This window comes from Pseudomonas sp. KK4 (genome assembly GCF_001984065.1).
Classification (GTDB): Bacteria; Pseudomonadota; Gammaproteobacteria; order Pseudomonadales; family Pseudomonadaceae; genus Aquipseudomonas.
The window spans coordinates 1-25,012 of sequence record NZ_LYVP01000053.1 but is presented as its reverse complement, the minus strand read 5'-3'; the positions used below and the strand labels follow the sequence as shown (position 1 = coordinate 25,012).

Annotated in this window: 19 protein-coding genes; 9 read left to right on the top strand and 10 right to left on the bottom strand. The window is 61.3% G+C overall.

Annotated elements, in window-relative coordinates; translation table 11 throughout:
* Positions 1 to 81 precede the first annotated feature (81 nt).
* Both gyrA and mtnA read right to left on the bottom strand, forming a co-directional pair.
* The gene (gyrA, locus tag B0W55_RS18010) at positions 82 to 2,739 is read right to left on the bottom strand and encodes a DNA gyrase subunit A (RefSeq protein ID WP_077047280.1); all 2,658 of its coding nucleotides are present in this window, start codon (positions 2,737 to 2,739) and stop codon (positions 82 to 84) included.
* 444 nt (positions 2,740 to 3,183) lie between these two features.
* A complete protein-coding gene (gene mtnA, locus B0W55_RS18005) occupies positions 3,184 to 4,260 on the bottom strand; it encodes an S-methyl-5-thioribose-1-phosphate isomerase (protein WP_077047279.1) in 1,077 nt (358 codons plus the stop codon).
* 108 nt (positions 4,261 to 4,368) lie between these two features.
* Here mtnA and B0W55_RS18000 point away from each other — a divergent pair, with 108 nt between their 5' ends.
* The 5 genes from B0W55_RS18000 to B0W55_RS17980 all read left to right on the top strand — a co-directional run bounded on the left by B0W55_RS18000 (position 4,369) and on the right by B0W55_RS17980 (position 9,291).
* Positions 4,369 to 5,700: a TRZ/ATZ family hydrolase gene (locus tag B0W55_RS18000; protein WP_077047278.1), complete on the top strand. Its 1,332-nt coding sequence runs from the start codon at positions 4,369 to 4,371 to the stop codon at positions 5,698 to 5,700.
* Positions 5,701 to 5,756: 56 nt separating this feature from the next.
* On the top strand, positions 5,757 to 6,455 hold the full coding sequence (ubiG, locus tag B0W55_RS17995; RefSeq protein ID WP_046042598.1) for a bifunctional 2-polyprenyl-6-hydroxyphenol methylase/3-demethylubiquinol 3-O-methyltransferase UbiG: 699 nt from the start codon (positions 5,757 to 5,759) through the stop codon (positions 6,453 to 6,455).
* A 4-nt stretch (positions 6,456 to 6,459) separates the two neighbouring features.
* Complete coding sequence (mupP, locus tag B0W55_RS17990; protein ID WP_077047277.1) at positions 6,460 to 7,131, top strand: N-acetylmuramic acid 6-phosphate phosphatase MupP; 672 nt, start codon at positions 6,460 to 6,462, stop codon at positions 7,129 to 7,131.
* A gap of 132 nt (positions 7,132 to 7,263) precedes the next feature.
* The gene (locus tag B0W55_RS17985; protein ID WP_077047276.1) at positions 7,264 to 8,004 is read left to right on the top strand and encodes a YciK family oxidoreductase; all 741 of its coding nucleotides are present in this window, start codon (positions 7,264 to 7,266) and stop codon (positions 8,002 to 8,004) included.
* Between the two features lie 360 nt (positions 8,005 to 8,364).
* Positions 8,365 to 9,291, top strand: a complete 927-nt coding sequence (locus tag B0W55_RS17980; RefSeq protein WP_077047275.1) for a GGDEF domain-containing protein — start codon at positions 8,365 to 8,367, stop codon at positions 9,289 to 9,291.
* A 139-nt stretch (positions 9,292 to 9,430) separates the two neighbouring features.
* On the opposite strand, the gene B0W55_RS17975 is transcribed toward B0W55_RS17980, so the two are convergent.
* Positions 9,431 to 10,192: a TenA family transcriptional regulator gene (locus tag B0W55_RS17975; protein WP_371807277.1), complete on the bottom strand. Its 762-nt coding sequence runs from the start codon at positions 10,190 to 10,192 to the stop codon at positions 9,431 to 9,433.
* A gap of 77 nt (positions 10,193 to 10,269) precedes the next feature.
* Positions 10,270 to 12,729: an EAL domain-containing protein gene (locus B0W55_RS17970; protein WP_077047273.1), complete on the bottom strand. Its 2,460-nt coding sequence runs from the start codon at positions 12,727 to 12,729 to the stop codon at positions 10,270 to 10,272.
* 283 nt (positions 12,730 to 13,012) lie between these two features.
* On the opposite strand from B0W55_RS17970, the gene B0W55_RS29605 reads away from it, so the two are divergent.
* Positions 13,013 to 14,407, top strand: a complete 1,395-nt coding sequence (locus tag B0W55_RS29605; protein WP_139340934.1) for a hypothetical protein — start codon at positions 13,013 to 13,015, stop codon at positions 14,405 to 14,407.
* 15 nt (positions 14,408 to 14,422) lie between these two features.
* Complete coding sequence (locus B0W55_RS17965; protein ID WP_083743203.1) at positions 14,423 to 17,305, top strand: deaminase domain-containing protein; 2,883 nt, start codon at positions 14,423 to 14,425, stop codon at positions 17,303 to 17,305.
* A 9-nt stretch (positions 17,306 to 17,314) separates the two neighbouring features.
* Here the strand turns inward: B0W55_RS17965 and B0W55_RS17960 are convergent, their stop codons facing one another.
* The 5 genes from B0W55_RS17960 to B0W55_RS17940 all read right to left on the bottom strand — a co-directional run bounded on the left by B0W55_RS17960 (position 17,315) and on the right by B0W55_RS17940 (position 21,810).
* Complete coding sequence (locus tag B0W55_RS17960; protein WP_077047272.1) at positions 17,315 to 19,132, bottom strand: ABC transporter ATP-binding protein; 1,818 nt, start codon at positions 19,130 to 19,132, stop codon at positions 17,315 to 17,317.
* Positions 19,125 to 19,727 (bottom strand): DsbA family protein, encoded by a 603-nt coding sequence (locus B0W55_RS17955; protein ID WP_175645519.1) that lies wholly within the window; start codon positions 19,725 to 19,727, stop codon positions 19,125 to 19,127. The genes B0W55_RS17960 and B0W55_RS17955 overlap by 8 nt, the downstream gene beginning before the upstream one ends.
* A 39-nt stretch (positions 19,728 to 19,766) precedes the next feature.
* Positions 19,767 to 20,708 carry a rhodanese-related sulfurtransferase gene (locus tag B0W55_RS17950; protein WP_077047270.1) on the bottom strand — a complete coding sequence of 314 codons (942 nt, stop codon included), beginning with the start codon at positions 20,706 to 20,708 and terminating at the stop codon, positions 19,767 to 19,769.
* Between the two features lie 265 nt (positions 20,709 to 20,973).
* On the bottom strand, positions 20,974 to 21,273 hold the full coding sequence (locus B0W55_RS17945; protein WP_008005913.1) for a BolA family transcriptional regulator: 300 nt from the start codon (positions 21,271 to 21,273) through the stop codon (positions 20,974 to 20,976).
* A gap of 12 nt (positions 21,274 to 21,285) precedes the next feature.
* Positions 21,286 to 21,810: a DUF2059 domain-containing protein gene (locus B0W55_RS17940; RefSeq protein WP_077047269.1), complete on the bottom strand. Its 525-nt coding sequence runs from the start codon at positions 21,808 to 21,810 to the stop codon at positions 21,286 to 21,288.
* A gap of 192 nt (positions 21,811 to 22,002) precedes the next feature.
* Between B0W55_RS17940 and B0W55_RS17935 the strand changes: the two genes are divergently transcribed.
* A complete protein-coding gene (locus tag B0W55_RS17935) occupies positions 22,003 to 23,397 on the top strand; it encodes a class II fumarate hydratase (protein WP_077047268.1) in 1,395 nt (464 codons plus the stop codon).
* A gap of 105 nt (positions 23,398 to 23,502) precedes the next feature.
* Here the strand turns inward: B0W55_RS17935 and B0W55_RS17930 are convergent, their stop codons facing one another.
* Positions 23,503 to 24,462, bottom strand: a complete 960-nt coding sequence (locus tag B0W55_RS17930; protein ID WP_077047267.1) for a DMT family transporter — start codon at positions 24,460 to 24,462, stop codon at positions 23,503 to 23,505.
* A gap of 211 nt (positions 24,463 to 24,673) precedes the next feature.
* Here B0W55_RS17930 and B0W55_RS17925 point away from each other — a divergent pair, with 211 nt between their 5' ends.
* Complete coding sequence (locus B0W55_RS17925; RefSeq protein ID WP_077047266.1) at positions 24,674 to 24,868, top strand: DUF6316 family protein; 195 nt, start codon at positions 24,674 to 24,676, stop codon at positions 24,866 to 24,868.
* Positions 24,869 to 25,012 lie beyond the last annotated feature (144 nt).

Sequence of the window (25,012 nt, the reverse complement as noted above, 5' to 3'; positions counted from 1 at the left end):
TGTGATTGTCGTGGGTGTCGAAATCTTCCAACGGTACAAACAACAAGGGGGCGAATTTTCATCCGCCCCCTGTTTCCCCGCTTATTCCTGTGGTTCTTCGTCTGCGGCGGCGTCGAGTTGCTGGTCTTCAGCGGCATCGTCGATGCCGACATGCCCTTCGAAGCCCTCTTCGCCCTCTTCGCCTTCAAGCTCGTCACCCTCGACTTCCGAAGGCTCCTGAACCCGCTCGAGGCCGACCAGGGTTTCATCCTTGGCCAGTTTGATCAGGGTCACGCCCTGGGTGTTACGACCCAGGCTGGAGACTTCGTCGACACGGGTACGGACCAGGGTGCCCTGGTCGGAAATCAGCATGATCTCCTCGCCGTCGAGCACCTGGACCGCGCCGACCAGACGGCCGTTACGCTCGTTGCTGACCATGGCGATAACGCCCTGGCCGCCACGCTTGTACTCAGGGAACTCGGTGATCGCCGTGCGCTTGCCGTAGCCACGCTCGGAAGCAGTGAGGATCTGGCTGCCTTCTTCCGGGATCAGCATGGAAATCAGCTTCTGGCCTTCCGGCAGACGCATGCCGCGCACACCGCGGGCGGTCCGGCCCATGGCGCGAACGTCAGACTCTTTGAAGCGAGTGACCTTGCCGCCATCGGAGAACAGCATGACTTCACGCTCGCCATCGGTGATGGCTGCGCTGATCAATACATCGCCCTCGTCCAGTTCCAGCGCGATCAGACCGACGCTGCGCTGACGGCTGAAGGATTCCAGCGGGGTCTTCTTCACGGTGCCGTTGGCGGTGGCCATGAAGATGAAGTGACCTTCGGTGTACTCCTCGACCGGCAGCATGGTGGTGATGTATTCACCGTCATCCAGCGGCAGCAGGTTGACCAGCGGACGGCCGCGAGCGGCACGGGACGCTTCAGGAATTTCGTAGGTTTTCAGCCAGTACACCTTGCCCTTGCTGGAGAACAGCAACAGCGTGGTGTGGCTGTTGGCGACCAGCAGGTGAGCGATGTAGTCCTCATCCTTGACGCCGGTGGCCGACTTGCCTTTACCGCCACGACGCTGGGCCTGGTACGCAGCCAGCGGCTGGGTCTTGGCATAGCCGCCGTGGGAGATGGTCACGACGCGCTCTTCTTCCGGGATCATGTCGCCCAGGGTCAGGTCCAGACGGGCATCGAGAATCTCGGTGCGACGCACATCGCCGTATTCGGCGCGGATCACTTCCAGCTCTTCGCGGATCACTTCCATCAGGCGCGTGGCGCTGTTGAGGATGCGGATCAGCTCGCCGATCTGGTTGAGGATCTCCTGATACTCGGCCAGCAGCTTTTCGTGTTCCAGACCGGTCAGGCGGTGCAGGCGCAGTTCCAGAATGGCTTGCGCCTGTTCTGGCGACAGGAAGTACTTGCCGTCACGCAGGCCGTATTGCGGATCGAGGTTTTCCGGACGGCACGAATCGGCGCCGGCACGCTCGACCATCGCGACGACCGCCGAGGATTCCCAAGGGGTGCTGACCAGCGCTTCCTTGGCTTCCGACGGGGTTGGCGAGGCTTTGATCAGGGCGATGACCGGGTCGATGTTCGACAGGGCAACCGCTTGACCTTCAAGGATGTGACCACGCTCGCGCGCCTTGCGCAGTTCGAACACGGTACGGCGGGTGACGACTTCGCGACGGTGACGTACGAAGGCTTCCAGCAGGTCCTTGAGGTTGAGGATCCGCGGACGGCCGTCGATCAGCGCGACGATGTTGATACCGAACACCGCTTGCAGCTGGGTCTGTGCATAGAGGTTGTTGAGGATCACCTCAGGCACTTCGCCGCGACGCAGCTCGATCACGACGCGCATGCCGTCCTTGTCGGACTCGTCGCGCAGTTCGGTGATGCCTTCGAGCTTCTTCTCTTTGACCAGCTCGGCGATCTTCTCGATCAGACGGGCCTTGTTGAGCTGGTAAGGGAGTTCGGTGATGACGATCTGCTGACGGCCACCGACCTTGTCGATGTCTTCGATGATCGAGCGGGCGCGCATGTAAATGCGGCCGCGACCGGTGCGGTAGGCTTCGATGATGCCGGCGCGACCGTTGATGATCGCAGCGGTCGGGAAGTCCGGACCGGGGATGTATTGCATCAGCTCGTCGACGGTCAGCTCGGGGTTGTCGATGAGCGCCAGGCAACCGTCGATGACTTCACCGAGGTTGTGCGGCGGAATGTTGGTCGCCATGCCCACGGCGATACCGCTGGAGCCGTTGACCAACAGGTTGGGAATACGGGTCGGCATGACCGCCGGGATCATTTCGGTGCCGTCGTAGTTCGGCACCCAGTCCACGGTTTCCTTGTGCAGGTCAGCCAGCAGCTCGTGCGCCAGCTTGGTCATGCGCACTTCGGTGTATCGCATGGCCGCGGCGTTGTCGCCGTCCACCGAACCGAAGTTGCCCTGACCGTCTACCAGCAGGTAACGCAGCGAGAACGGCTGCGCCATCCGAACGATGGTGTCGTACACCGCGGTATCACCGTGCGGGTGATACTTACCGATCACGTCACCGACAACACGGGCAGATTTCTTGTACGGCTTGTTGAAGTCGTTACCCAGCTCGCTCATCGCGAACAGCACACGCCGGTGCACGGGCTTCAAGCCATCGCGCGCATCCGGCAGTGCCCGACCGACAATTACGCTCATCGCGTAGTCGAGGTAGGACTGCTTCAGCTCGTCTTCGATATTGACCGGGAGGATTTCTTTGGCCAGTTCGCCCATGAGAAGCCTGATTCCTTTTTCTGGTGAAACTCCGTCACATCCATATGGGACGAACGAAGCTCGCCGTTGCAGGCTGATTGCCATGCACCGACTTACGACAAATCAACGAGTTATGCCATGGATCTGCGCAGTAAAGGCCGCCCCATCGGGCAACCCTGGAAACCGCCGGATGTTATCACAAAGGCCGCCACGCACCTATCCCCCAGATGCGCATGGTGCGTAGTTAGTTGACCGATGACAGGCTTGAGGGGGATCTGAGGGGCTTAGAGCCCCAGACAATGGAGAAATATGGGCAAAATGATGGTTGTTCAGTGATTACAAGGGCCACTTCGCGAGCAAGCCCGCTCCCACACTGACCGAGCCGTACTCGATTTTGTGCACGACACCGATTCAATGTGGGAGCGGGCTTGCTCGCGAAAGCGATTTTTCAGACAACAAAAACCGTCAATGCAGACGCTTGCGACACATCAACTGCGCCATCTTCGCCGTATCCGGGCGTTCGACGATGCCTTTTTCAGTCACGATCGCATCGATCAGATCCGCCGGTGTCACGTCGAACACAGGATTGAACGCCTCGACATCCGCCCCGACCCGCTTGCCGCCGACTTCCAGCAACTCGCGCCCGTCACGCTCTTCGATCGGGATGTCGTCGCCGCTGGCCAGGTGCATGTCGATGGTCGAGCTCGGCGCCACCACCATGAAGCGCACGCCGTGGTGCATGGCGTTGACCGCCAGTTGATAGGTGCCGATCTTGTTCGCCACGTCGCCGTTTGCGGTGATCCGGTCTGCGCCGACGATCACCCAGGTGATGCCTTTGGTTTTCATGATGTGTGCCGCGGCGGAGTCGGCATTGAGCGTAACCGGGATGCCTTCGTTGGCCAGTTCCCAGGCCGTCAGGCGTGAGCCCTGCAGCCACGGACGGGTTTCGTCGGCATACACCCGCTCGACCATGCCCTCGATGAACGCCCCGCGAATCACCCCCAGTGCCGTACCGAAACCGCCGGTGGCCAAGGCGCCGGTGTTGCAGTGGGTCAGGATCGTCTGGGCATTGCCCTGGTGCTTGCGGATCAGGTCCACACCCAACTGCGCCATGGTCAGGTTGGCCTCGCGATCACTCTCGTGAATGGCGATGGCCTCGGCTTCCAGCGCCACCAGCGGATCGGCGTTCTCTTTCAGCCGATCGAGCCGATCGTGCATGCGACCCAGTGCCCAGAACAGGTTGACCGCGGTCGGGCGGGAATCGGCGAGCAGCGCGAAATCCTCTTCCAGGGCCGCGTACCAGTCGCCGCCTTCAGCGATCCGGGCCCGGGCCGCCAGCACGATGCCATAGGCGGCACTGATGCCGATGGCCGGCGCACCGCGCACCACCATCGAGCGAATGGCCTCGGCCACACCGGCCGCGCTGGTGTAGCCGATCCAGGTTTCCTCGAACGGCAAAACACGCTGATCCAGCAGATACAGGGCGCCATCACGCCAATCGATGGCCTTCACCTTCTCCGCAGCCAACAGTCGATCGCGCATCCCACACCCCGCACTCATGAACAAAAGCCGCCGATTATAGCGATCCCCCCGCGAAGACGCTCGGGTATACTTCGCCATCCTTCATAAAAGCACTGGAACCGACCCTCGATGCCGAACACTGCCGCTGCGCTCGACCTGTTATTGCTGCCGACCTGGCTGGTACCCGTCGAACCCGCTGGTGTGGTGCTCAAGGATCATGGCCTGGGCATCCGCGACGGCCGCATCGTGTTCATCGGCCCGCGTTCCGCCGCCCTCAAGCTTGAGGCAAGCGAAGTCCGCGAACTGCCGGACATGCTGCTCAGCCCCGGCCTGATCAATGCCCACGGCCACGCGGCGATGACACTGTTCCGCGGCCTGGCCGACGACCTGCCGCTGATGACCTGGCTGGAAAACCACATCTGGCCCGCCGAAGCCAAATGGGTCGACGAGGCATTCGTCCGTGATGGCACCGACCTGGCCATCGCCGAGCAGCTCAAGGGCGGCATCACCTGTTTCTCTGACATGTATTTCTTCCCGAAGGTTGCCAGCGAGCGCGTGCACAACAGCGGTATCCGTGCGCAAATCGCGATTCCGATCCTGGACTTCCCGATCCCCGGCGCCAGCACGGCGGACGAGGCCATTCGTCAGGGCGTCGAGCTGTTCGGCGATCTGAAGCACCACGAACGCATCAAAATCACCTTCGGCCCCCATGCACCCTACACCGTGGGCGACGAAAACCTGGAAAAAATCCGGGTGATCGCCGAAGAGCTGGACGCTTCGATCCACATGCACGTCCATGAAACCGCCTTCGAAGTGCAGCAAGCGGTGGAGCAGCGCGGCGAACGCCCGCTGGCCCGTCTTGCGCGACTGGGCCTGCTGGGCCCGCGTTTCCAGGCCGTTCACATGACCCAGATCAGCGAGGACGACCTGGCGCTGCTGGTGGAAAGCAACACCAACGTCATTCATTGCCCGGAATCGAACCTCAAGCTGGCCAGCGGTTTCTGCCCGGTGGAGCGCCTGTGGCAGGCCGGGGTCAACGTCGCCGTGGGCACCGATGGCGCCGCCAGCAACAACGACCTGGACCTGCTGGGCGAAACCCGCACCGCCGCCCTGCTGGCCAAGGCCGTCGCGGGCTCGGCTACCGCCCTGGACGCTCATCGCGCCCTGCGCATGGCCACCCTCAACGGCGCCCGCGCCCTGGGGATCGAGGCCGAGGTGGGTTCGCTGGAGGTCGGCAAGGCTGCCGACATCGTTGCATTCGACCTCTCTGGCCTGGCCCAGCAACCGGTCTACGACCCGGTCTCGCAGCTTATCTACGCCACGGGCCGGGACTGCGTGAAACATGTTTGGGTCGCCGGCAAGCAACTGCTCGACGACTGTCGCCTGACGCGCCTGGATGAACCGCAACTGGTCGCCAGCGCCAAGGCCTGGGGCCTGCGCATCAGCGGCCGTACCGAATAACGATGCGCCCGACGCGGGCGCATCAGGACTTTTCAAGCTTTTCGAGGACTTAAACCATGAGCAACGTCGACTACGCCGAAATCGCCAAATTCGAAGCCCTGGCCCATCGCTGGTGGGACCGCGAGAGCGAATTCAAACCGCTGCACGACATCAACCCGCTGCGGGTCAACTGGATTGACGAGCGCGTCAACCTGGCGGGCAAGAAAGTCCTCGACGTCGGTTGCGGCGGCGGCATCCTCAGCGAAGCCATGGCCCAGCGCGGCGCCACCGTGATGGGCATCGACATGGGCGAAGCGCCACTGGCGGTCGCTCAATTGCATCAGCTGGAGTCCGGCGTCAGCGTCGAATACCGGCAGATCACCGCCGAAGCCCTGGCCGAAGAAATGCCCGAGCAATTCGATGTGGTCACCTGCCTGGAAATGCTCGAGCACGTGCCGGACCCGTCCTCGGTGATCCGCGCCTGCTTCCGCATGGTCAAGCCCGGCGGCCAGGTGTTCTTCTCCACCATCAACCGCAACCCGAAGGCTTACCTGTTCGCCATTGTCGGCGCTGAATACATCATGAAGCTGCTGCCTCGCGGTACCCATGACTTCAAGAAATTCATCCGTCCTTCCGAGCTCGGTGCCTGGAGCCGCATGGCCGGCCTGACCGTCAAGGACATCATCGGCCTGACCTACAACCCGTTGACCAAGCACTACAAGCTCGCGGCCGACGTGGACGTCAACTACATGATCCAGACCCTGCGCGAGGAGTAAGCCGATGCGAATCAGAGCAGTTCTTTTCGACATGGACGGCACCCTGCTCGACACCGCGCCGGACTTCATTGCGATCTGTCAGGCGATGCGTGCCGACCGTGGTTTGCCGCCGATCAACGACAAGCACATTCGCGACGAGATTTCCGGCGGCGCCCGGGCGATGGTCGCCGTGACCTTCTCCATGGACCCGGAGTCCCCAGGTTTCGAGGAACTGCGCCAGGAGTTCCTGGAGCGCTACCTGGTCGGTTGTGCCGTGCACAGCAAACTGTTCGACGGCATGGGCGAACTGCTGGCGGACATCGAGAAGGCCAACCTGATCTGGGGCGTGGTCACCAACAAGCCACTGCGTTTTGCCGAGCCGATCATGCAGCAGCTGGGCCTGGCCGAGCGTTCGGCGCTGCTGATCTGCCCTGATCATGTGAAGAACAGCAAACCGGACCCGGAGCCGTTGATCCTGGCGTGCAAGATGCTCGACCTGGACCCGGCCAGCGTATTGTTCGTCGGTGATGACCTGCGCGATATCGAATCCGGCCGCGATGCCGGGACCCGGACGGCAGCGGTGACCTTCGGCTATATCCATCCGGATGACAATCCGCGGCATTGGGGCGCGGATGTGGTGGTCGATCATCCGCTGGAGCTGCGCAAGGTGCTCGATAGCGCGCTCTGCAGCTGCTGATCCGATCCGCTTTCTGCAGGCGCACGGCTTGCCGGCGATGGCGCCACTGAGATTGCTATCGCGGGCAAGCCTCGCTCCTACAGGGGGGCAGCGCATCGGCCATCCGTCCATATCCGATTTGTTGAGGTTTTTATGTTCGATTATTCCGCCCGTCCCGACTTACTCAAGGGCCGGGTCATCCTGGTCACCGGTGCCGGCCGTGGCATCGGCGCCGCCGCTGCGAAAACCTATGCCGCCCACGGCGCGACCGTGCTGCTGCTGGGCAAGACCGAAGCCAACCTGACCCAGGTCTACGACGACATCGAAGCGGCCGGCCATCCGCAGCCTGCGGTGATCCCGTTCAACCTGGAAACCGCCCTGCCCCATCAATACGATGAGTTGGCGGCGATGATCGAAACCGAATTCGGCCATCTCGACGGCTTGCTGCACAACGCCTCGATCATCGGTCCGCGCACGCCGATCGAGCAGTTGTCCGGCGAGAATTTCATGCGGGTGATGCAGGTCAACGTCAACGCCATGTTCATGCTCACCAGCACCCTGTTGCCGCTGCTCAAGCTGTCGCAGGATGCGTCGGTGGTGTTCACCTCCAGCAGCGTCGGCCGCAAGGGCCGCGCGTACTGGGGCGCTTACGGCGTGTCCAAGTTCGCCACCGAAGGCCTGATGCAAACCCTGGCCGACGAAGTCGACACCGTGGCGCCGGTGCGCTCCAACAGCATCAACCCGGGCGCTACCCGCACCAGCATGCGTGCCCAGGCTTATCCTGGAGAAAACCCGCTGAATAACCCGACGCCCGAAGAGATCATGCCGGTCTACCTGTACCTCATGGGTCCGGACAGCACCGGCATCAATGGCCAGGCTTTCAACGCCCAGTAATGCCGTACGTCGCAATTGTGCCGCGACGATTTCCCGTCGCGGCACGCCTTACACCTCGTTTTTCTGTCAAATCACTGTCGCTCGATTTCACCCCTCTCCCCTCTTAAAAATCAAACCTTTGATTTATAAAGATTTTTATTCGAACCGGGCAAATGGCACGACTTTCGCTCCGCGGTTATCTGACACGCCGTTTGAAAGCGACGGGAACCGGGCGGGCGTTGATAGACTCCTAAAGTCGTACGAAGCGGATTAAACTTGTACGAAATGTCCTACGGGACTGATGGACCAGTATCGACGCGCAGCCCAAAGCCGCTCTCACCCAGCTTGTAAGACAGACTTACTGCTCAAGGGCGACGCCATATGAAATCACCTTCCCAGACCAACGCAATTGACTTCGATAGCGCCAAATTGCAACGCCTGGGGTTTGGTCAGCAGCAACCGATTCTGGAAAGACCCGTCAGCCTTGCGCAGCTGCGCCAGCAACTGAGCCTGCAGCTGCAAACCAGTCTGGAACCACAACGCATTCTCGGGTTGTTCTACCGGGAAATTCAGCGCCTGGTTCCGCTCGATGCCTTGACCTTCGAACACAAGAGCAGTGACCTGCGTCTTGAGTTCGGCCAGCGCGGGCGCCATTCGATCACCTACAGTCTCAGCCATGAAGGCGAACACCTGGGTGAACTGGTGTTTCGCCGTAATCAGCGTTTCACCGAACAGGAACAAGGCAGCCTGGAATCGCTGCTGGCCGCGTTGCTCTATCCGATGCGTAACACGCTGCTATACCGCGCCGCGACTCAGAAAGCGCTGCGCGATCCGTTGACGGACACCGGCAACCGCATCGCCATGGACCAGACCCTGCAGCGGGAAATCGAAGTCTCCCGGCGCCATCTGCAACCTTTGTCGCTGCTGATGCTGGACATCGATCACTTCAAACTGATCAACGACACCCATGGCCACAGCGTCGGTGATGATGTGCTCAAGGCAGTCGCTGCCACCATCAAGCATCAGTTGCGCAACGTGGACATGGTGTTTCGCTACGGCGGGGAAGAGTTTCTGGTGCTGCTGTCCAATACGCCTCGGGAAGCGGCGGCGATGGTCGGTGAGCGGTTGAGGTTTGCGGTGCAGAACCAAGAGTATGTCGCCGAGGGCCGCTCGATCGTACTGACCATCAGCCTGGGCTGCTCCACCCTGCTGCCCGGCGAATCGGCCGAGAGCCTGGTGCGACGTGCCGATAATGCGCTGTACGTTGCCAAGCGCGAGGGGCGCAACCGGTTGACGATGGCGGGCTGAGATTTCAGCCACACCACAAAACAAATGTGGGAGCGGGCTTGCTCGCGAAGAGGGAGTGTCAGTCACCGATCAGGTTGACTGATACACCGCTTTCGCGAGCAAGCCCGCTCCCACATTTTTTTACAGCGTGATGTTTAGATCAGCCCTCGGCCAGCGCCAGTCGCTCGCGGCTCACGGACGATCTCTCCGTGTGTTCCAACTGCATGCAGCGTTCCAGGAACAGGTACATGTAGTCATAGCTCTTGCACACGGCCTGACGCAATTCCACCTGCAGGGCCTTGCTCGGGTTCATGCCCGCCAGGGTGCAGATGATTTCCAGCGCTTCCCATGGATGCGCGTCATCGTATTGCGCATGCATCTTCAGCCACTTCATCGCCCGCTTGCGGTCTTCCTCGGGGAAGGACGCCGCGTACACGCCATTGGAACAGACCACGGCCGACCATTCGCCGGTCGCGCCTTCGATGGCGTAGTTGGTGGCGGCAATGGCCACGATCAGCGAGTCCGAAGAGCTGGTGTGCCAGCACCAGTGGCTCAGCGCGTGAAGTTCCGGGGCCACCTGTTGCGCCTGGAGATCTTCAAGGCTGACACCGTGGGCCCGGCTCCAGTGCACCCAATAATCGGCATGGTTGAGTTCCACGCGGATGTTGCGCATCAGCCAGCGACGGGCCATGTCTTCGCCCGGATGACGGGCGAAGCGGGTCTTGGTCAGGTTTTGTGCCATGTATAACGCGAACTGTTCCACCACCGGCCAGCCACCGATCAGGTACTGACGCATGGTCTTTGCGCTGAGCTTGTTGTCACGCATGCGCTGATACAGTTCGTGTTCGACAACCCGGCGCTTGCTCTCGCTGCAATCCTGGATCAGGCGCTGGGCCCATGCCGGATAACTTGCAGCTTCCATGAGGGGGCCGGTTCGGTTGAATGTGTCGATCACTGTCGAGCTCCTTTTGATTGTGATTGTTGGACCGGCAAGAGACTTCAACGGAATGTGCCAGGGGCCTTGAACAACAAAGGCTGAGGCCTGGCGGGACGACTTTGCAAACTGTCGCAGGTAAACATTTGCGGGCGTTCGATGACATACCCTTGAGCGTAATCGACCCCGATCTCCAGCAATGCCTGCTCGATCTGGGGTGTCTCCACAAACTCGGCAATCGTGCGCTTACCCATGACATGACCGATGTGATTGATCACCTCGACCATGGCGCGGTTAATCGGGTCGTCCAGCATATCCTTTACGAAACTCCCATCGATCTTCAAGAAGTCTACAGGCAAATGTTTCAGATAAGCGAATGAAGACATCCCGGCGCAAAAATCGTCGAGCGAGAAGTGGCAACCTAAACCTTTGAGTTCGTTAATAAATCTGATTGCGCTGCCCAGATTGGAAATTGCGCTGGTCTCGGTGATTTCAAAACAAATCATTTCAGGCGGGATCGAATACAACACAAATTGTTCACGGAGGAAGTCGAGAAACGCCTCGTCACCAATGGTTGTGCCTGACAGATTGATCGCACACATCGCCAGCGGCCCCTTGTGCTTCTCGGCGCGGCATTGGGCAATGATCTTGAACACGTTCTGCACCACCCAGCGATCCAGGGACGTCATCAAGCCATAACGCTCGGCGGCCGGGATGAAACTGTCAGGGAGGATCATGCGCCCGGCTTCGTCGTGCAGGCGCAGCAGGATTTCGATGTGCCCACCGCCTTTGGCAGCGTTGCCCAGGGGCGCGATTTCCTGGGCATAGAGGCAGAAGCGGTCCTCTTCCAGCGCCATGTGCAGGCGCTGCACCCAGGCCATTTCGCCGAAGCGCAGGGACAATTCGGAATCGTCGGGGTGATAGACCTGAACCCGGTTACGGCCCTTTTCCTTGGCCATGTAGCAGGCCATGTCCGCCGCCCGCAGCGAGGCTTCGAGGGTGGTCGGATTGTGCGCGACATGCACCAGGCCGATACTGACCGTGGTCACGAAAGGCCGACCTTTCCACACGAAATGCAGATTTTGTACGGTTTGGCGCAACCCCTCGGCAATTTTCTCCGCGGCTTCCGGCGCGCAGTTTTCCAACAGGATGCCGAACTCGTCGCCGCCCAGGCGCGCCAGGGTATCGCCCTCGCGCAGGCCCGATTGCAACAACGCGCAGATGTGCCGCAGCAGCTCGTCGCCGGCTGCATGGCCGCAGGTGTCGTTGACCAGTTTGAACTGATCCAGATCGAGGAACATCAAGGCATGCCGCCCCGGCTGGCGCGTCAGGTTGTGCAGCGCCTGTTCCAATCGGTATTCGAATTCACGGCGGTTGGCCAGACCGGTCAGGGCATCATGGGTCGCCTGCCAGGACAGGTTGGCGATGTATTGCCGCTCCTGGGTCATGTCGTGCAGCACCAGCACCGTACCGCTGACCTTGCCGGCGTTGCGGATCGGCGCGCCGACCAGGGTCACCGACACCGTACTGCCGTCCAGGCGTTGAATGAGTTTGGAATGTTCGCTGCCGCCGCTGAGCTGCCCGCTCAGGATGCGTTCGATCAAGGTAAAACCGTCGGCCTGGGCGTTCTCGTCCAGCAGATTGAACAGCGCCGCCAACGGCAGGCCGGTGGCCTGTTCCGCCTTCCAGTGGGTCAAGGCTTCGGCGGCCGGGTTCATATAGGCAATCGCGCCTGCCACGTCGGTGGTGATCACCCCGTCGCCGATCGATTGCAGGGTGATCTGCGCCCGGTCCTTCTCCAGCTGCAGGGCTTCGGCGAAGGCGTGGCGCTGCTTGAGCAGCTTGTGGGTGCGCATCAGGGCCAGTGCAATCAGGCCCAGGGCGGTGGCCAGGTTGGTCACCAGCAGCAACCGCAGAATGACCCGCGAGCCCTCGCCCAAGGCATCGCTGAAGGCTTTCGCCGCCGGCGTTACCTCATCGTTGATCGCAAAGATCTGTTCCTTCCAGCGCTGGATGTCGATGCGGGAAGCGGGGATGGCCGCGATGTGCCGGTGCATGTCCTGGGCCACGTCATCGAGTTTGACCAGATAGGAATCGCCCACGGTCCACAGGTCGATGGCCCGTTCCAGATAACTGAAATGACGGAAATTGAGGTACAGCCAGATCAGGCTGGAGACGTCATCGGGATGGTTGCCGCCCTTGAGGATCGCCTCTCGCGCCGCTTCGATATCCGGCGGCTGGTGATCCAGTGCCACGCGCAGCTCGTGACCGCCCTGGGGCACGGCAATGGCGCTCTGGTATTTATTGAAAATCGCCTCGTCGCCACTGTCGGCGTACAGATTGAGGTAATAGATGGCGTCTTTCTGGCCCTTGGACCACAGGCTTTCACCCGCTACATAGCCACGAACGGCCGACAGTACATACAGGCTGACGCCGCCCAGCAAGGCCTGGAACAGCACGACGGCAATAAATGGCCAAACGATGCCCAACAACCGTGGCGTTCCGAGAGTCCGCGTTTGATTCATGAGGTCCCTTGTTTTAGCACTGCCAGATCATCATCCAACGTGATCGCTACAGCTAGCCTAGGGTGCGTTACAAGTCCCGGCAAGTCACGCACAAAAAACTTCCACGCACGCCCCGCACAAACATGTACCGCACCGCCCCGCTCGCTGGTCGCTGTAATCGCCGGCACTCCCCCTGTGCAACTTCAGGGATCGCCCGTCACCAGACCAGAGAGAACCCATCATGCCGATACCGGCCACGAACGCGCCCTCACCTACCCCCGCTCAAGTCCACGAGGGTCAACGCTTGGACTACGCACAGTTGCTTTACGTTCTACGCAATAAAGTGAACTCGCTCACTGATTTGTCCTGCACGCTCATCACGCCCGACCCGGCCTCCCCTCTGGGCCAGGAAGATCCCGACAGCCCGGTCCAGGCCGTCAGGATGGCGACCTTTTATGGACTGGCGCCGTGGGACCCCGCAGACACCAAGGCCCGGCAAACCGCCCTGGACCAACTCGAAGAACGACTCGCCAGCCACTGCCTGCGCCTTGAAGACGATTTCAACATTCTCGATGTGAAACGCCACAAGACAAAACAGGAGCAGCAGATACTTCAGTCCCACCCACCGTTATCCGACCTGGATAAAGAGAAGCTGCGTGCACGAATAATCAGCAGGGACATCATCGACACCCTGCAAAAATCGCTGCCAAATGAGAACACCTCGCTGTTCAGTCATCTGGCCGGTGACACGCTATCGACGCTCTCGACCGAACAACTTCGGGCCACACCCAGCGTTTACCTGCAAAAAATCCTGTTGAGCGCCGAGGCGGAAAAAATCACCACCGCACTCCTGTCGACCCTGAACTGGTACGGCGGCAACCACGGCGAACAGACCTGCGCCCATATTCGCCTCAAAGTGCTGGCCAGTGCCCTGCGGCTCTGGCTCAAGTCGCCGGTCGCGGACAGTCCCCGGGGTTTTGATGTTCAGTCCTCTGCGCATTGGGGCAAGAGCTATCGGTCAATCCGCCAAGCATTCGAGAGCCATCTGATCGAAACAAAACGGGCAGCCTCGGAAAAAGAGGCCATCCTGATTGCGCGATTGTTCCTGGGCCAGTTGCCCGTCGAATTTCAGATCCACGATATACCGCCCGACCTGCCCTACAGGGCCTCGGTTGTCTGGGTGAATTTCCTCACCGGCGTGAACCTGGCCCGCGCCGACGATCCCGGTTCCTTGTGCCGGTACAGGTTCCAGCAGTTGGTCAACCTTGCGCTGCAACGGGCCGAAGGCGCCACGGCGGAACAACTCGATAACATCGCCCTGGCAAGATTGCTCCCGAGTCTGGAATGGGCGGCAACCCAAGGTTTCATCCCTGAAAAACAGCATGACGCCTACACCCAGGCCGATATCGAAACAGCCGCATCGGCACTGGACAAGCACAGCGACGCACTGACAAAGACCATTGCCGAACTCGATGTGCCGCCACCGCAGCGCCTGGATCTGGCCAGGCGCGAGATCGAAGAACTATTCCCCGTCGGTATCTTCATCAACGACGGTCGAAAGCTGGCCCGGTTCGATAACCCTGCCGCCAACGCCCGCGACGTACCGGCCCTGAAGGACCACGCCTACACAATCCACTCATTCCTTGAGGTCTACGCCAGCGGGAAATTCAACGACCGGGAAAAATGGTTCGTGACTTAGCCGGATGGAAAAACCGTGACCCGGGTGTCCTACAGGATCAACGAGCGGCGGGAAATCCGGATCGAAGGCACCGCCTCCAACCACCCCTTCTATCAACGCATTGAAGGCGAGGTGCTGCCGGACCTGGAAGGCCTCTTCAACGAGCAGTTCGGCGGCTACCTTTGCTCGTTAAGGAACGCCTACCAGACCCTGCTCCAGAGCCAATTGGCGTCACTGCCGATGATCGAACGCCAGGCGCTGGAGTCTGGCGAGGTGAAGGTCTACACCCTGAGGAAAGCCACCCAGGGACAGGAAGCTCAAAACGAAACCCCGCAAATGCACCTGCCGTTGCGCACGCGCATGGGCTTCATTATCGGCGCCAGCCATGAGGGCAAAACTTCCTGGCTCGAGTTGCTGCCTCGGGCGGGAATCATCCGATCGCTCCCCGACTTTGACACCCGGCTGATCGGCGCAGCACGCAAGACCGAGCACTGGAAAATCTTCAAGGGCCCGCCCGTGGCCGTGGATGTCCTGCGCAGCAAAACCCTGCCCTTTGACTGGAACGCCCATGAAAAGGGTGGCGTTCCAAAGGCCGGTGCCACGTGCGAGGCGATCATCGAATTGCTCGGAAGGCCGCTGACAGCAACACGAGCCCGCAGAGAAACCCCCGATACGCTGACCTCCTCGCGCACCACCACGCTGGTTGAATTCATCGCCAGGGAATTGCTGTTCATCGATGAAAATGCGCTGAGGGCCCAGGCCTGGGGGCAGACCGACATCGAACGCGAAGAGGCCCGGGGAGAAAAAGCCCTGGCCATCGGCAAACTGTTCATTCCGTTCTGGAACAGCATCGAGGACCTGGAGTCCGGCGACAGAACCCGGTTGATCGGTGGCGTGTTCGGCCTGCTCACGGATCTGATGGCCTTCGCCCAACCTGTAGGAAAATTCGCCGCAGGGTCGGCGAAACTGTTCAGCAATGCCAGCCGCCTGACGCTGCGCGCCAGGCTGCCCGCGTTTGCAGCCCTGACCAAACAACTGTTGCTGTCCAGCGCGATGACCCTCAATCCCCTCGACGGTGTTCCCTCACTGCTCAGGGCACTCGGCTCGAAAACGCTGAGGTTGGGCAAGTCCGGCGTATTCGGCATCAAGGTTCTGGCGGGCCGGGCCGGACACTACAGCTTCGTGCACAGCCTGCCGCAGCTGCACAACACCGGCCACTGGCGACCGCTGGCCAAGGGTGACGGATTGGCCAGCGTCAGGGGCGTCGACGATGTGCCGGTGCGCAACCTCTCTTCCACGGGCATGGCCGATTACCGACTGATCGATCCCCTCTCTTCCAGGCCCTTCGGTCCCTCGCTGACGGCCATCAAGGATCGACTGGCGCTGGGGCGCTCGACGTACCAGGCCCTGGAAACCACCGAGGTCGGCGTGACCGTCCGGCTGGCGGAAAACGCCACGGTGCGCGAAATGCTGGAAGTCGATGGCCGCACCACGCTGTTGATCGACGATGTGGCGTATCAACTCGATGGCGACCTGTTGCGCCGTGCCGACAGGATCGACCTGACGGACAGGTTCAAGGCCGTGCCCTGCCGGGTGCGCCGCGATGGCAACGGGGTGTGTGCCACGAGCCATGTCACCCGGATACCGGCCGCCCCGCCCCTGCCGGCCAACCGGTTCGACGAAACGAAAGGCTGGGCGCTGTGGTTCGGCGACATGATCTACACGCCTGCCGCCGGGCGTGCACCGATGAAAACGGCCTCCCTCAAGCATCACGCCAACCTGACGGGCGTCATGGAGTTTCGCAAGGGCATTTATGGGCGGGTCAAAATCGACGTTCCGGAACAGGGCCTGGACGATACCTTCCAGGTCGGCGCCGTGATTTGCCAATCGGTCGACGACTCGATGCAGTATGTTTTCGCCCGCCTCACGGCCGGGGATTTTTATGTTGCTGAAGTGGCAAAAGGTCAAAGCGTGCGGGACGCACTGGTGTTCAAACCTGCGTCCACTTTGCCGGCCGACTTGAAGGCGCAATTGCTGACGGTCTACATCGGGTCGTTGAATGCCAACAACATGGCCAGGATTCACGGCATCGACGCGGTGGAACGGGCGATCAAGACCATGGACGATATCGCCATCCCCATCGGCGGACACGTCAATCCACCGGACACGCTCACATCGATCAAAGTCGATACCAGCCCGGCCGAAGCGGTGCTGTTCGATCACTCCACACGGATGATCGTCAGGACTTCTACCGATGGCGCCGCGACCTGGACGCTGTCCAGGCATGCACCGGACAGGGTTCGTCAGACCACCGCCGAGGTGTTCAACACGCTGTTCAAGAAAACCGTCGTCACCCTCGACTCGACCCAGGCCGGTGCCAAAGCCTTGAAGATCGATGACACCATGCGCCAGTTGCAGAAAATCATCAGCAAGAAACGCCACCGAGCGCTTCGGGACCCGCGAAACATTGCATTTGCCGAGATCGAGACCCAACAAGGCGTGCGCGAAGTCTATGTCAGCGTGTCCGGCAACCAGGGCGATACCGGGTACCTGCCGCTGTTTGAAAAACGGGCGGACCGCAAAGAGGTGACTGTGGCGGGCACCCGCTATGTCAACATCGACAGTGGTGCACGCTTCCCCGAGCAAGCCCTGGCAGTCAGCCCCGATGGCAAGCTGCAAGCCATTCCGCACACCATCGATAACATCGAGCATTACACGCCAGCGCTGACCTCACGCCCCACTTCGCTGGACACCGAGAGCAAGCTGATCAGCGTCATTCGGGCCAAGTATCCGGACCCAAAGCAACTGGCATCGATCACCATGGCCACCACCATGGCGCCCTGCGACTCCTGCGCGGTCGTCATGAAGCAGTTCGCCCATGACGGCAACCCTGATGCGTTGAAGGTGATCTGGAAATAGGTTGAAGGGTCAGTGCTGCTGCAAATGCCCGTAGAGCTTGGCGTACAGACCACCCTCGGCGATCAGTTGCTGATGGTCGCCGTCTTCGGCAATTTGCCCGCCGTCGAACACCAGCACGCGGTCGGCCTGTTTCACCGCCGACAAGCGGTGGGCGATGATCAGCGTGGTGCGGTGGCTGAGGAACCGCGCCAGGGCCTGGTGCAGGTTGTATTCGGTGGCGGCATCCAGCGCGGAAGTGGCCTCGTCGAGGATCACCACTTTCGGCTCGGCCAACACCATGCGCGCAATCGCCAGACGCTGACGCTGGCCGCCGGACAGACGCACGCCGGAGCGCCCGACAATGCTGTCCAGGCCATTGGGCAACTCATGGATCGTGGCGTGCAACTGGGCGATTTCCAGCGCCTGCCAGCACGCCTCGTCGCTGCGTTCACGGCCCATGGTCAGGTTGGCGCGCACAGTGTCGTTGAACAACGCCGGATGCTGCAGAACCACCGCGACGTTTTCCCGCACGGTGTCCAAGCCGATCTCCTGCTGGGTCGAACCGCCGAAGCGGATGGTCCCGGACAGCGGCGTATACAGTCCAAGCAGCAATTGCACCAGGGTACTTTTGCCGCCGCCGCTGGCACCGACGATCGCGACCTTTTCACCCGGGGCGATGGACAGGTTCATCTGGTTCAACACCAGTTCGTCGCCATAGCCGAAGCTCAGGCCCTGCACCTCGATACCCACGGTGTCGCGGCCCTTGAACGGGTCGACGCCGTTGGGATACTCCGGCTCGTCGGCGCGGGCCAGCAGCTCGTTGATTCGCGACAGCGCACCGCCGGCGGCGTAATAGGCGTATTGCAGGTTCAGCAGCTGTTCCACCGGGCCGATCATGAACCACAGGTAGCTGAACACCGCGAGCATCTGGCCGATGGACAGGTCGGAAAACAGCACGGTGAGCATGGCCGCGGCGCGGAAAATATCGATGCCGAACTGGAACAGCAAACCGCTGGCCCGGTTCGAGGCATCGGTTTTCCACTGGGAGCTGACCGCGTAATCGCGCACTTCTTTGGCACGCAACCCCAGTCGGCCGAGGAAAAAGCCCTGGCGGTTACCGGCACGCACTTCCTGGATCGCGTCCAGGGTTTCGGTCAGGGCCTGGGTGAAGCGCGAGGTGCTGTCGTTCTCGAGTTTCTTGAGGTGTTTGACCCGTTTGCCCAACTGCACCGTGGCGTAGATCACCAGCGGGTTGAACAGCAGGATCAACAGCGCCAGCTTCCAGTGCATCCACATCAGGATCCCGGCCGTGCCGACCAGGGTCAGCATCGCCACGAGGAAACGGCTGAGGGTTTCGCCGACGAATTTGTCCAGGGTATCGAGGTCGGTGACCAGGTGCGTGGTGACGGTTCCGCTGCCCAGGCTTTCGTATTCGCCCAGGGAGATGCGCTTGAGGCGTTCGATCAGGCGGATGCGAATGCGGTACACGATGTCCTTGGCCAGCGCGGCGAACAACCGCGCCTGCACCACGTTGAACAGCAGGGCCGAGCAGCGCAGCACCAGGGTCACCACCAGCATCAGGCCGATGTAGCCCGCGGCTTTCTGCCAGACCTCGGGCAGTGCCAGGTTCATGACTTTCAACGCCGCATCGCCATGGCCCAGCAGCACTTCGTCCACCAGCAACGGCAGCAGCAAGGGGATCGGCACGCTGCACAGGGTCGCCAGCACGGCCACGCCGTTGGCGATCCACAGGGATTTTTTGTGATGGAGCGCCAGGCGACGGATTTCCGCCCAGCTCAATCGATCAATGCGTTTAGCTGTTGGAACGTCGTCGGGCAGGTCATGCACAGGCGGCACGCTCCAGCCAGCGGCCGAGCAACGGGGACAGTTCACCGAGCGGTTGATAGCCATTGGTCAGCAGCGCCAATTGGCCGTTGCGCTCAGCCAGCAAGGTAGGGAAACCGGCGATGCCCAGGTCCTGGACCCAGGTGAAATCGGCGGCTGTGGCGGCGTGCATGTCGGCGCGGTCGAACGCAGCAGCGAACTCGATGCGCGGCAGCCCGGCCTGTTCCGCCAGCTCCACCAGCACGCTGGCACGGGTGACATCGCGGCCCTGGGCGTAAAACGCCTGTTGGATCAGCCCCAGCAGTTTCCAGGCGCAATCCGGTGCCAGGCTGCGAGCCGTGACCAAGGCCCGACAGGCCGGTTCGGTGTCGTAGACGAAGCCTTCGGGCAAGGCCCCTTCAACCTTGAACGGCTGGCCGGTGGCTTCGGTGACCGCCTGCCAGTGCTCAAGAATATAGCGCCGGGTTGTCGGCTCCAGCGCCGCGCCACTGCCGGTACGCAAACCGCCCACCACCAGGTGCACGTCCACGCCGTCTGCCGCCGCCTGCTCGACCAACGCGTTGGCCACCGGAGCAAAGCCCCAGCACCAAGAACACATCGGGTCCATCACGTAGAGCAGGCGACATGCAGACATGGTTCAGGCCTCGGAAGGTGCTTGCTTATAGTTGTAGCCGATCGGGTGAGGCAAGTTGCGCGCCTTGGCCAATTCGATCTGTTTTTGCCGGTCGATGGCGCTGCGGCGGGTTTTCTCGCTCAGCGTGTCCCAGCAATGCGGGCAGCTGATGCCGGCCACGTAGTGCTCGGACGCGCGATCTTCGACGCTGACCGGCGTGCGACAGGCATGACATTGATCGTAGTCGCCCTCGGTCAGGTCGTGGCGGACCGTCACGCGGTTATCGAACACGAAGCAGTCGCCCTGCCACTTGGTTTCTTTCTGGGGCACTTCCTCGAGGTACTTGAGGATGCCGCCCTTGAGGTGATAGACCTCATCGAAGCCTTCGCTGAGCATGTAGCTCGACGCTTTTTCGCAACGAATGCCGCCGGTGCAGAACATCGCGACCTTCTTGTGCACGGCCGGGTCGAAGTTGGCTTTGATGTAGTCAGGGAATTCGCGAAAACTGGTGGTTTTCGGATCGATCGCGCCTTCGAAAGTGCCGATGGACACTTCGTAGTCATTGCGGGTATCGATCAAGAGCACTTCCGGATCGCTGATCAGCGCATTCCAGTCCTGAGGCTCGACGTAGGTGCCGACCTTCTTGTTCGGGTCCACGCCTTCGACGCCCAGGGTGACGATTTCTTTCTTGAGCTTGACCTTGGTGCGGTAGAACGGCTGCTCGTCGCAGTACGACTCTTTGTGGTCGATGTCGTCCATGCGCGGGTCATTCTTGAGCCAGGCCAGCAGCCCGTCGATGCCTTCACGGCTGCCCGACACCGTGCCGTTGATGCCTTCTTCGGCGATCAGCAGGGTACCTTTGATGCCGTTGTCGACCATCGCCTGCAGCAGGGGCTCGCGCAGGGCGACGTAATCTTCCAGGGTGACGAACTTATACAGTGCCGCCACGACAATCTGTTGTGTCATGGGTAAATCTCCAGGTGGCTACCCTCGTAAGGGGTGAACCGGATGCGAAAAAAAACGCGCCGGGTGAGCGGCGCGTTGGGCATTCTAACAAAAACAGTGTGATTTAGGACTGCAAGATGCCTCTGTGGCGAGGGAGCTTGCTCCCTTTCGACTGCGAAGCAGTCGCGAGGCTCGCAACTTCATTTTTTCGACATCACGCAACTGCCAATTGGGAGCGCTTCACACTCCAGCGCGAGCAAGCTCCCTCGCCACAACAGCCCACAAATCAGTGTTTGCTGCCACCGGCACAGGTCGGCGAGGCGGGTGCCGCGTCGATCTGCGCCCATTCCTGCGGGGTGTAGGTGTGCAGCGCCAACGCATGGAACTCGCCCATCAGCTCGCCGAGCGTGCCGTAGACCTTCTGGTGACGCTTGACCCGGTTAAGCCCTTCGAACTGCTGGCTGACCACCACGGCCTTGAAGTGGGTCTGCAACCCACGGCTGTGCATATGGCTTTCATCCAGCACTTGCAGGTGCTCGGGCTGCAAGAGGCCCAGCGTCGATTCAATGCGTTGTTGCATGGTCATCGCAGGCTCCGATCAAGGCTTTTTCTTGGCTGGCGCCGCTGCGTCTTTCGGCGACAGCTCGGCGGTCATGTCAGCCAGCAGTTTGTTGACCACGGGCACCGCGCTTTCCAGCTTGGCCTGGGTCATCTGCGCCGATTGCTGGGTCAGCTGCGGCATTTTTTCCAGGACTTTCTTGCCCAGTGGCGACTGGTAGAACGCCACCAGGTCCTTGAGCTCGGATTCGGTGAAGTTGGTGGTGTAGAGCTTGACCATGTCCGGTTTCAGCTTGTTCCAGCCGATGGCCTGGTCCAGGGCGGCGTTGGCCTTGGCCTGGTAGGTTTCCAGTACGGCTTTTTTCGATTCCGGGGCTTTGGTTTGCTCGAAGCGCTGGGCGAACATTTGCTGGACCTGCATGTACACCGGAGTGCCCAATTTGTCAGCATGCGCCAGGGTCAGGAAAGCCTCGGCACTGGCGTTGTGGCTGGCGGTATCGGCAAAAACCTGGCCGCTGGCACAAACCAATGCAACCGCGGTACAGATGGCACGAAGACGAGTCATCGAGTTTCCTTTTCTAGCAGGCGAGGTAAAACCCCAAGGACGACCATTCTGCGCCTGAAAAAGTGTTTCGCTCAACCCCAAGCCTTGTCGCGCCTGAATTAGAGGGGTTCAATGGACGGAATCGACACTGATGGAACCCCGGCCGTCGATGACGGCCTAAACTGCGCAATCAGACCTTGAGGAGTGTGACCGATGAGCCGTATCGAAACCGACAGCCTTGGCCAGGTTGAAGTCCCGGAAGAAGCCTATTGGGGCGCTCAGACACAACGCTCGCTGGTCAACTTCGCCATTGGCGAGGAACGCATGCCGCTGGCGGTGCTGCACGGCCTGGCCCTGATCAAGAAAGCGGCGGCCCGGGTCAATGACCGCAATGGCGACCTGCCCGCCGACATCGCCCGGCTGATCGAGCAGGCGGCCGATGAGGTGCTCGATGGCCAGCACGACGATCAGTTCCCGCTGGTGGTCTGGCAGACCGGCAGCGGCACCCAGAGCAACATGAACGTCAACGAGGTGATTGCCGGCCGCGCCAACGAACTGGCGGGCAACCCCCGCGGCGGCAAGACCCCGGTACACCCCAACGATCACGTCAACCGCTCCCAGAGCTCCAACGACTGCTTCCCCACCGCGATGCACATTGCCGCCGCCCAGGCGGTGCAACAGCACCTGCTGCCGGCGATTGCCGAGCTGTCCGGCGGGCTGGCCGAGCTGGCGGCGCGGCACATGAAACTGGTGAAGACCGGGCGCACCCACATGATGGATGCCACGCCGATCACCTTCGGCCAGGAGCTGTCGGGGTTCATCGCGCAATTGGATTACGCCGAACGGGCGATCCGCGCCACGCTGCCATCGGTCTGTGAACTGGCCCAGGGCGGCACCGCCGTCGGCACCGGGCTTAACTCCCCACACGGTTTTGGTGAAGCCATCGCTGCAGAGCTGGCGGCGCTTTCCGGCCTGCCCTTCGTCACCGCACCGAACAAGTTTGCCGCGCTGGCCGGGCATGAGCCGCTGACCAGCCTGTCCGGCGCGCTGAAAACCCTCGCCGTGGCCCTGATGAAAATCGCCAACGACTTGCGCCTGCTGGGCTCCGGCCCCCGTGCCGGTTTCGCCGAGGTGAAACTGCCGGCCAACGAACCCGGCAGCTCGATCATGCCCGGCAAGGTCAACCCGACCCAGTGCGAAGCGCTGTCGATGCTGGCCTGCCAGGTGCTGGGCAACGACGTGACCATCGGCTTCGCCGCCAGCCAGGGTCACCTGCAATTGAACGTGTTCAAACCGGTGATCATCCACAACCTGCTGCAATCGATCCGCCTGCTGGGCGATGGCTGCAGCAACTTCCAGCAGCACTGCATCGCCGGCCTGGAGCCGGACGCAGGAAAAATGGCTGAACACCTGGAGCGCGGCTTGATGCTGGTGACGGCGCTCAACCCGCACATCGGTTATGACAAATCGGCGGAAATCGCCAAGAAGGCGTACAGCGAAGGGCTGACCCTGCGGGAGGCGGCGTTGCAGCTGGGGTATCTGACCGATGAGGAGTTCGATGCGTGGGTGCGGCCGGAAAACATGATTGAGGCAGGGGCCAAGGGCTGAGTGTTGTAGCGCCTGGCAGTCCGTCTTCGCGAGCAAGCCCGCTCCCACAAGGATCACTGCGATCAATGTGGGAGCGGGCTTGCTCGCGAAGAGGGATAACGCGGTCTAACCGGCCGCCACCCGCATCCGCCGGGCCCTGAGCCCGGCCATCAGCGACGGCCCCAATGCCACCAGCGCCGATCCCAGTACCACCAGCACCGCCCCGCCATACCCCAGACCGTTGATCGTCTCGGCATGCACATACTCAGGCCACCACCAGGCCGCCAGCGCCACCGCACCCAAGGTCACCAACGGCGTGATCGCCAGGGTCGCGCTGACCCGCGAAGCTTCCCAGTGGGCCAGGGCTTCGGCAAAGGCGCCGTAGGCAATCAGGGTGTTCATGCAGCACGCCAACAGCAGCCAGCCTTGCAGCGGGTTCAGTTGCAGCGCTTCGAGCGGATGCACCCAGGGCGTGAGCAACATCGCGCAGAACAGGTAGATCACCATCATCACCTGCAACGAATTCCACACCGTCAGCAATTGTTTCTGCCCGAGGGCATAAAAGGTCCAGACCGTGGACGCCAACAGCACCAGCAACACGCCGGCGGTGTAATCGGTCAAGGACGTCAACAGCTCCGCCAGGCGCTGATTGAAGAACAGCGCGAACCCGACCAGCAACACCAGCAAGCCAATCCCCTGCCCCAGGCTGAACCGCTCCTTGAACACGAACAGGCTGGCGATCAGCAACATGATCGGGCCCATCTGCACCACCAGTTGCGCGGTGCCGGGGCTTAGCAGGTTCAGGCCCATCAGGTACAGCACGTAGTTGCCCACCAGCCCGAGCACCGCCATCAACACCAGCCAGCCGCCTCGCGGGCCAAGGACTTTGCGGCTGGGCAGGCGTCTGGTCGCGGCCAGGTAAATGAACAGGCAGCCGCCGGAGACCATCAGGCGAAACCAGGTCACCGTCACCGGGTCCATCACCAGCAGCACCTGTTTGAGCTTGATCGGCAGGATGCCCCAGAGCAGCGCGGTCAGCAGGGCCAGGAACAGACCGTAAACCCAGCGACCGGATGAAATGTGCATGCGAACCCCAAAGCCCAATGACAGGTATCGTCATTCTAGGCGCACCGCGCGGTGGCACACAGGGACAGTTGGCGTCTGGCCGCGAACGGAACTGTGCAGGTCGCACCATTAAATTGGCGATGTGCCGTCGATCCGATTGTCGGGCAGCGCAAGTGGTTCATGCATAAGATTATTGGATCGACCCACAGGAATCTTTTTACAGGAGATAGCCATGTACGGCATGCGCGCCCAGGACAACGCCCCCGCCACGCACTTTCGCAGCGACCGGTTGTGTCGGGTGAATGGGGAGTTGTATTTCAGCACCCGGGAAAACACCCTGGAGGGGCCGTTTGCCAGCGCCGAAATGGCTGTGCGGGAGATTCAGGCGTACATCGAGCGGATGCAGAGTTTGCAGATGGGCCGGTAGACCGGGTCGCCAGTATTCGCGAGCAAGCCCGCTCCCACATTGATCGCGGTGATCCTTGTGGGAGCGGGCTTGCTCGCGAAAGCTATCTGACAAACAACACAAGACCTTGGGGCTTACCGCACCGCCTCAAACAACCCCGTAGCC

Bases quoted from the DNA above. Each gene is read 5' to 3' on its own strand.
- B0W55_RS17945 (WP_008005913.1), bottom strand. From the start codon at position 21,273: ATGACCATGCAACAACGCATTGAATCGACGCTGGGCCTCTTGCAGCCC.
- B0W55_RS17985 (WP_077047276.1), top strand. From the start codon at position 7,264: ATGTTCGATTATTCCGCCCGTCCCGACTTACTCAAGGGCCGGGTCATC.
- B0W55_RS17940 (WP_077047269.1), bottom strand. From the start codon at position 21,810: ATGACTCGTCTTCGTGCCATCTGTACCGCGGTTGCATTGGTTTGTGCC.
- gyrA (WP_077047280.1), bottom strand. From the start codon at position 2,739: ATGGGCGAACTGGCCAAAGAAATCCTCCCGGTCAATATCGAAGACGAG.
- B0W55_RS17935 (WP_077047268.1), top strand. From the start codon at position 22,003: ATGAGCCGTATCGAAACCGACAGCCTTGGCCAGGTTGAAGTCCCGGAA.
- B0W55_RS17980 (WP_077047275.1), top strand. From the start codon at position 8,365: ATGAAATCACCTTCCCAGACCAACGCAATTGACTTCGATAGCGCCAAA.
- B0W55_RS17955 (WP_175645519.1), bottom strand. From the start codon at position 19,727: ATGTGTTCTTGGTGCTGGGGCTTTGCTCCGGTGGCCAACGCGTTGGTC.
- B0W55_RS17930 (WP_077047267.1), bottom strand. From the start codon at position 24,462: ATGCACATTTCATCCGGTCGCTGGGTTTACGGTCTGTTCCTGGCCCTG.
- ubiG (WP_046042598.1), top strand. From the start codon at position 5,757: ATGAGCAACGTCGACTACGCCGAAATCGCCAAATTCGAAGCCCTGGCC.
- mupP (WP_077047277.1), top strand. From the start codon at position 6,460: ATGCGAATCAGAGCAGTTCTTTTCGACATGGACGGCACCCTGCTCGAC.
- mtnA (WP_077047279.1), bottom strand. From the start codon at position 4,260: ATGCGCGATCGACTGTTGGCTGCGGAGAAGGTGAAGGCCATCGATTGG.
- B0W55_RS17950 (WP_077047270.1), bottom strand. From the start codon at position 20,708: ATGACACAACAGATTGTCGTGGCGGCACTGTATAAGTTCGTCACCCTG.
- B0W55_RS17970 (WP_077047273.1), bottom strand. From the start codon at position 12,729: ATGAATCAAACGCGGACTCTCGGAACGCCACGGTTGTTGGGCATCGTT.
- B0W55_RS18000 (WP_077047278.1), top strand. From the start codon at position 4,369: ATGCCGAACACTGCCGCTGCGCTCGACCTGTTATTGCTGCCGACCTGG.
- B0W55_RS17975 (WP_371807277.1), bottom strand. From the start codon at position 10,192: ATGGAAGCTGCAAGTTATCCGGCATGGGCCCAGCGCCTGATCCAGGAT.
- B0W55_RS17925 (WP_077047266.1), top strand. From the start codon at position 24,674: ATGTACGGCATGCGCGCCCAGGACAACGCCCCCGCCACGCACTTTCGC.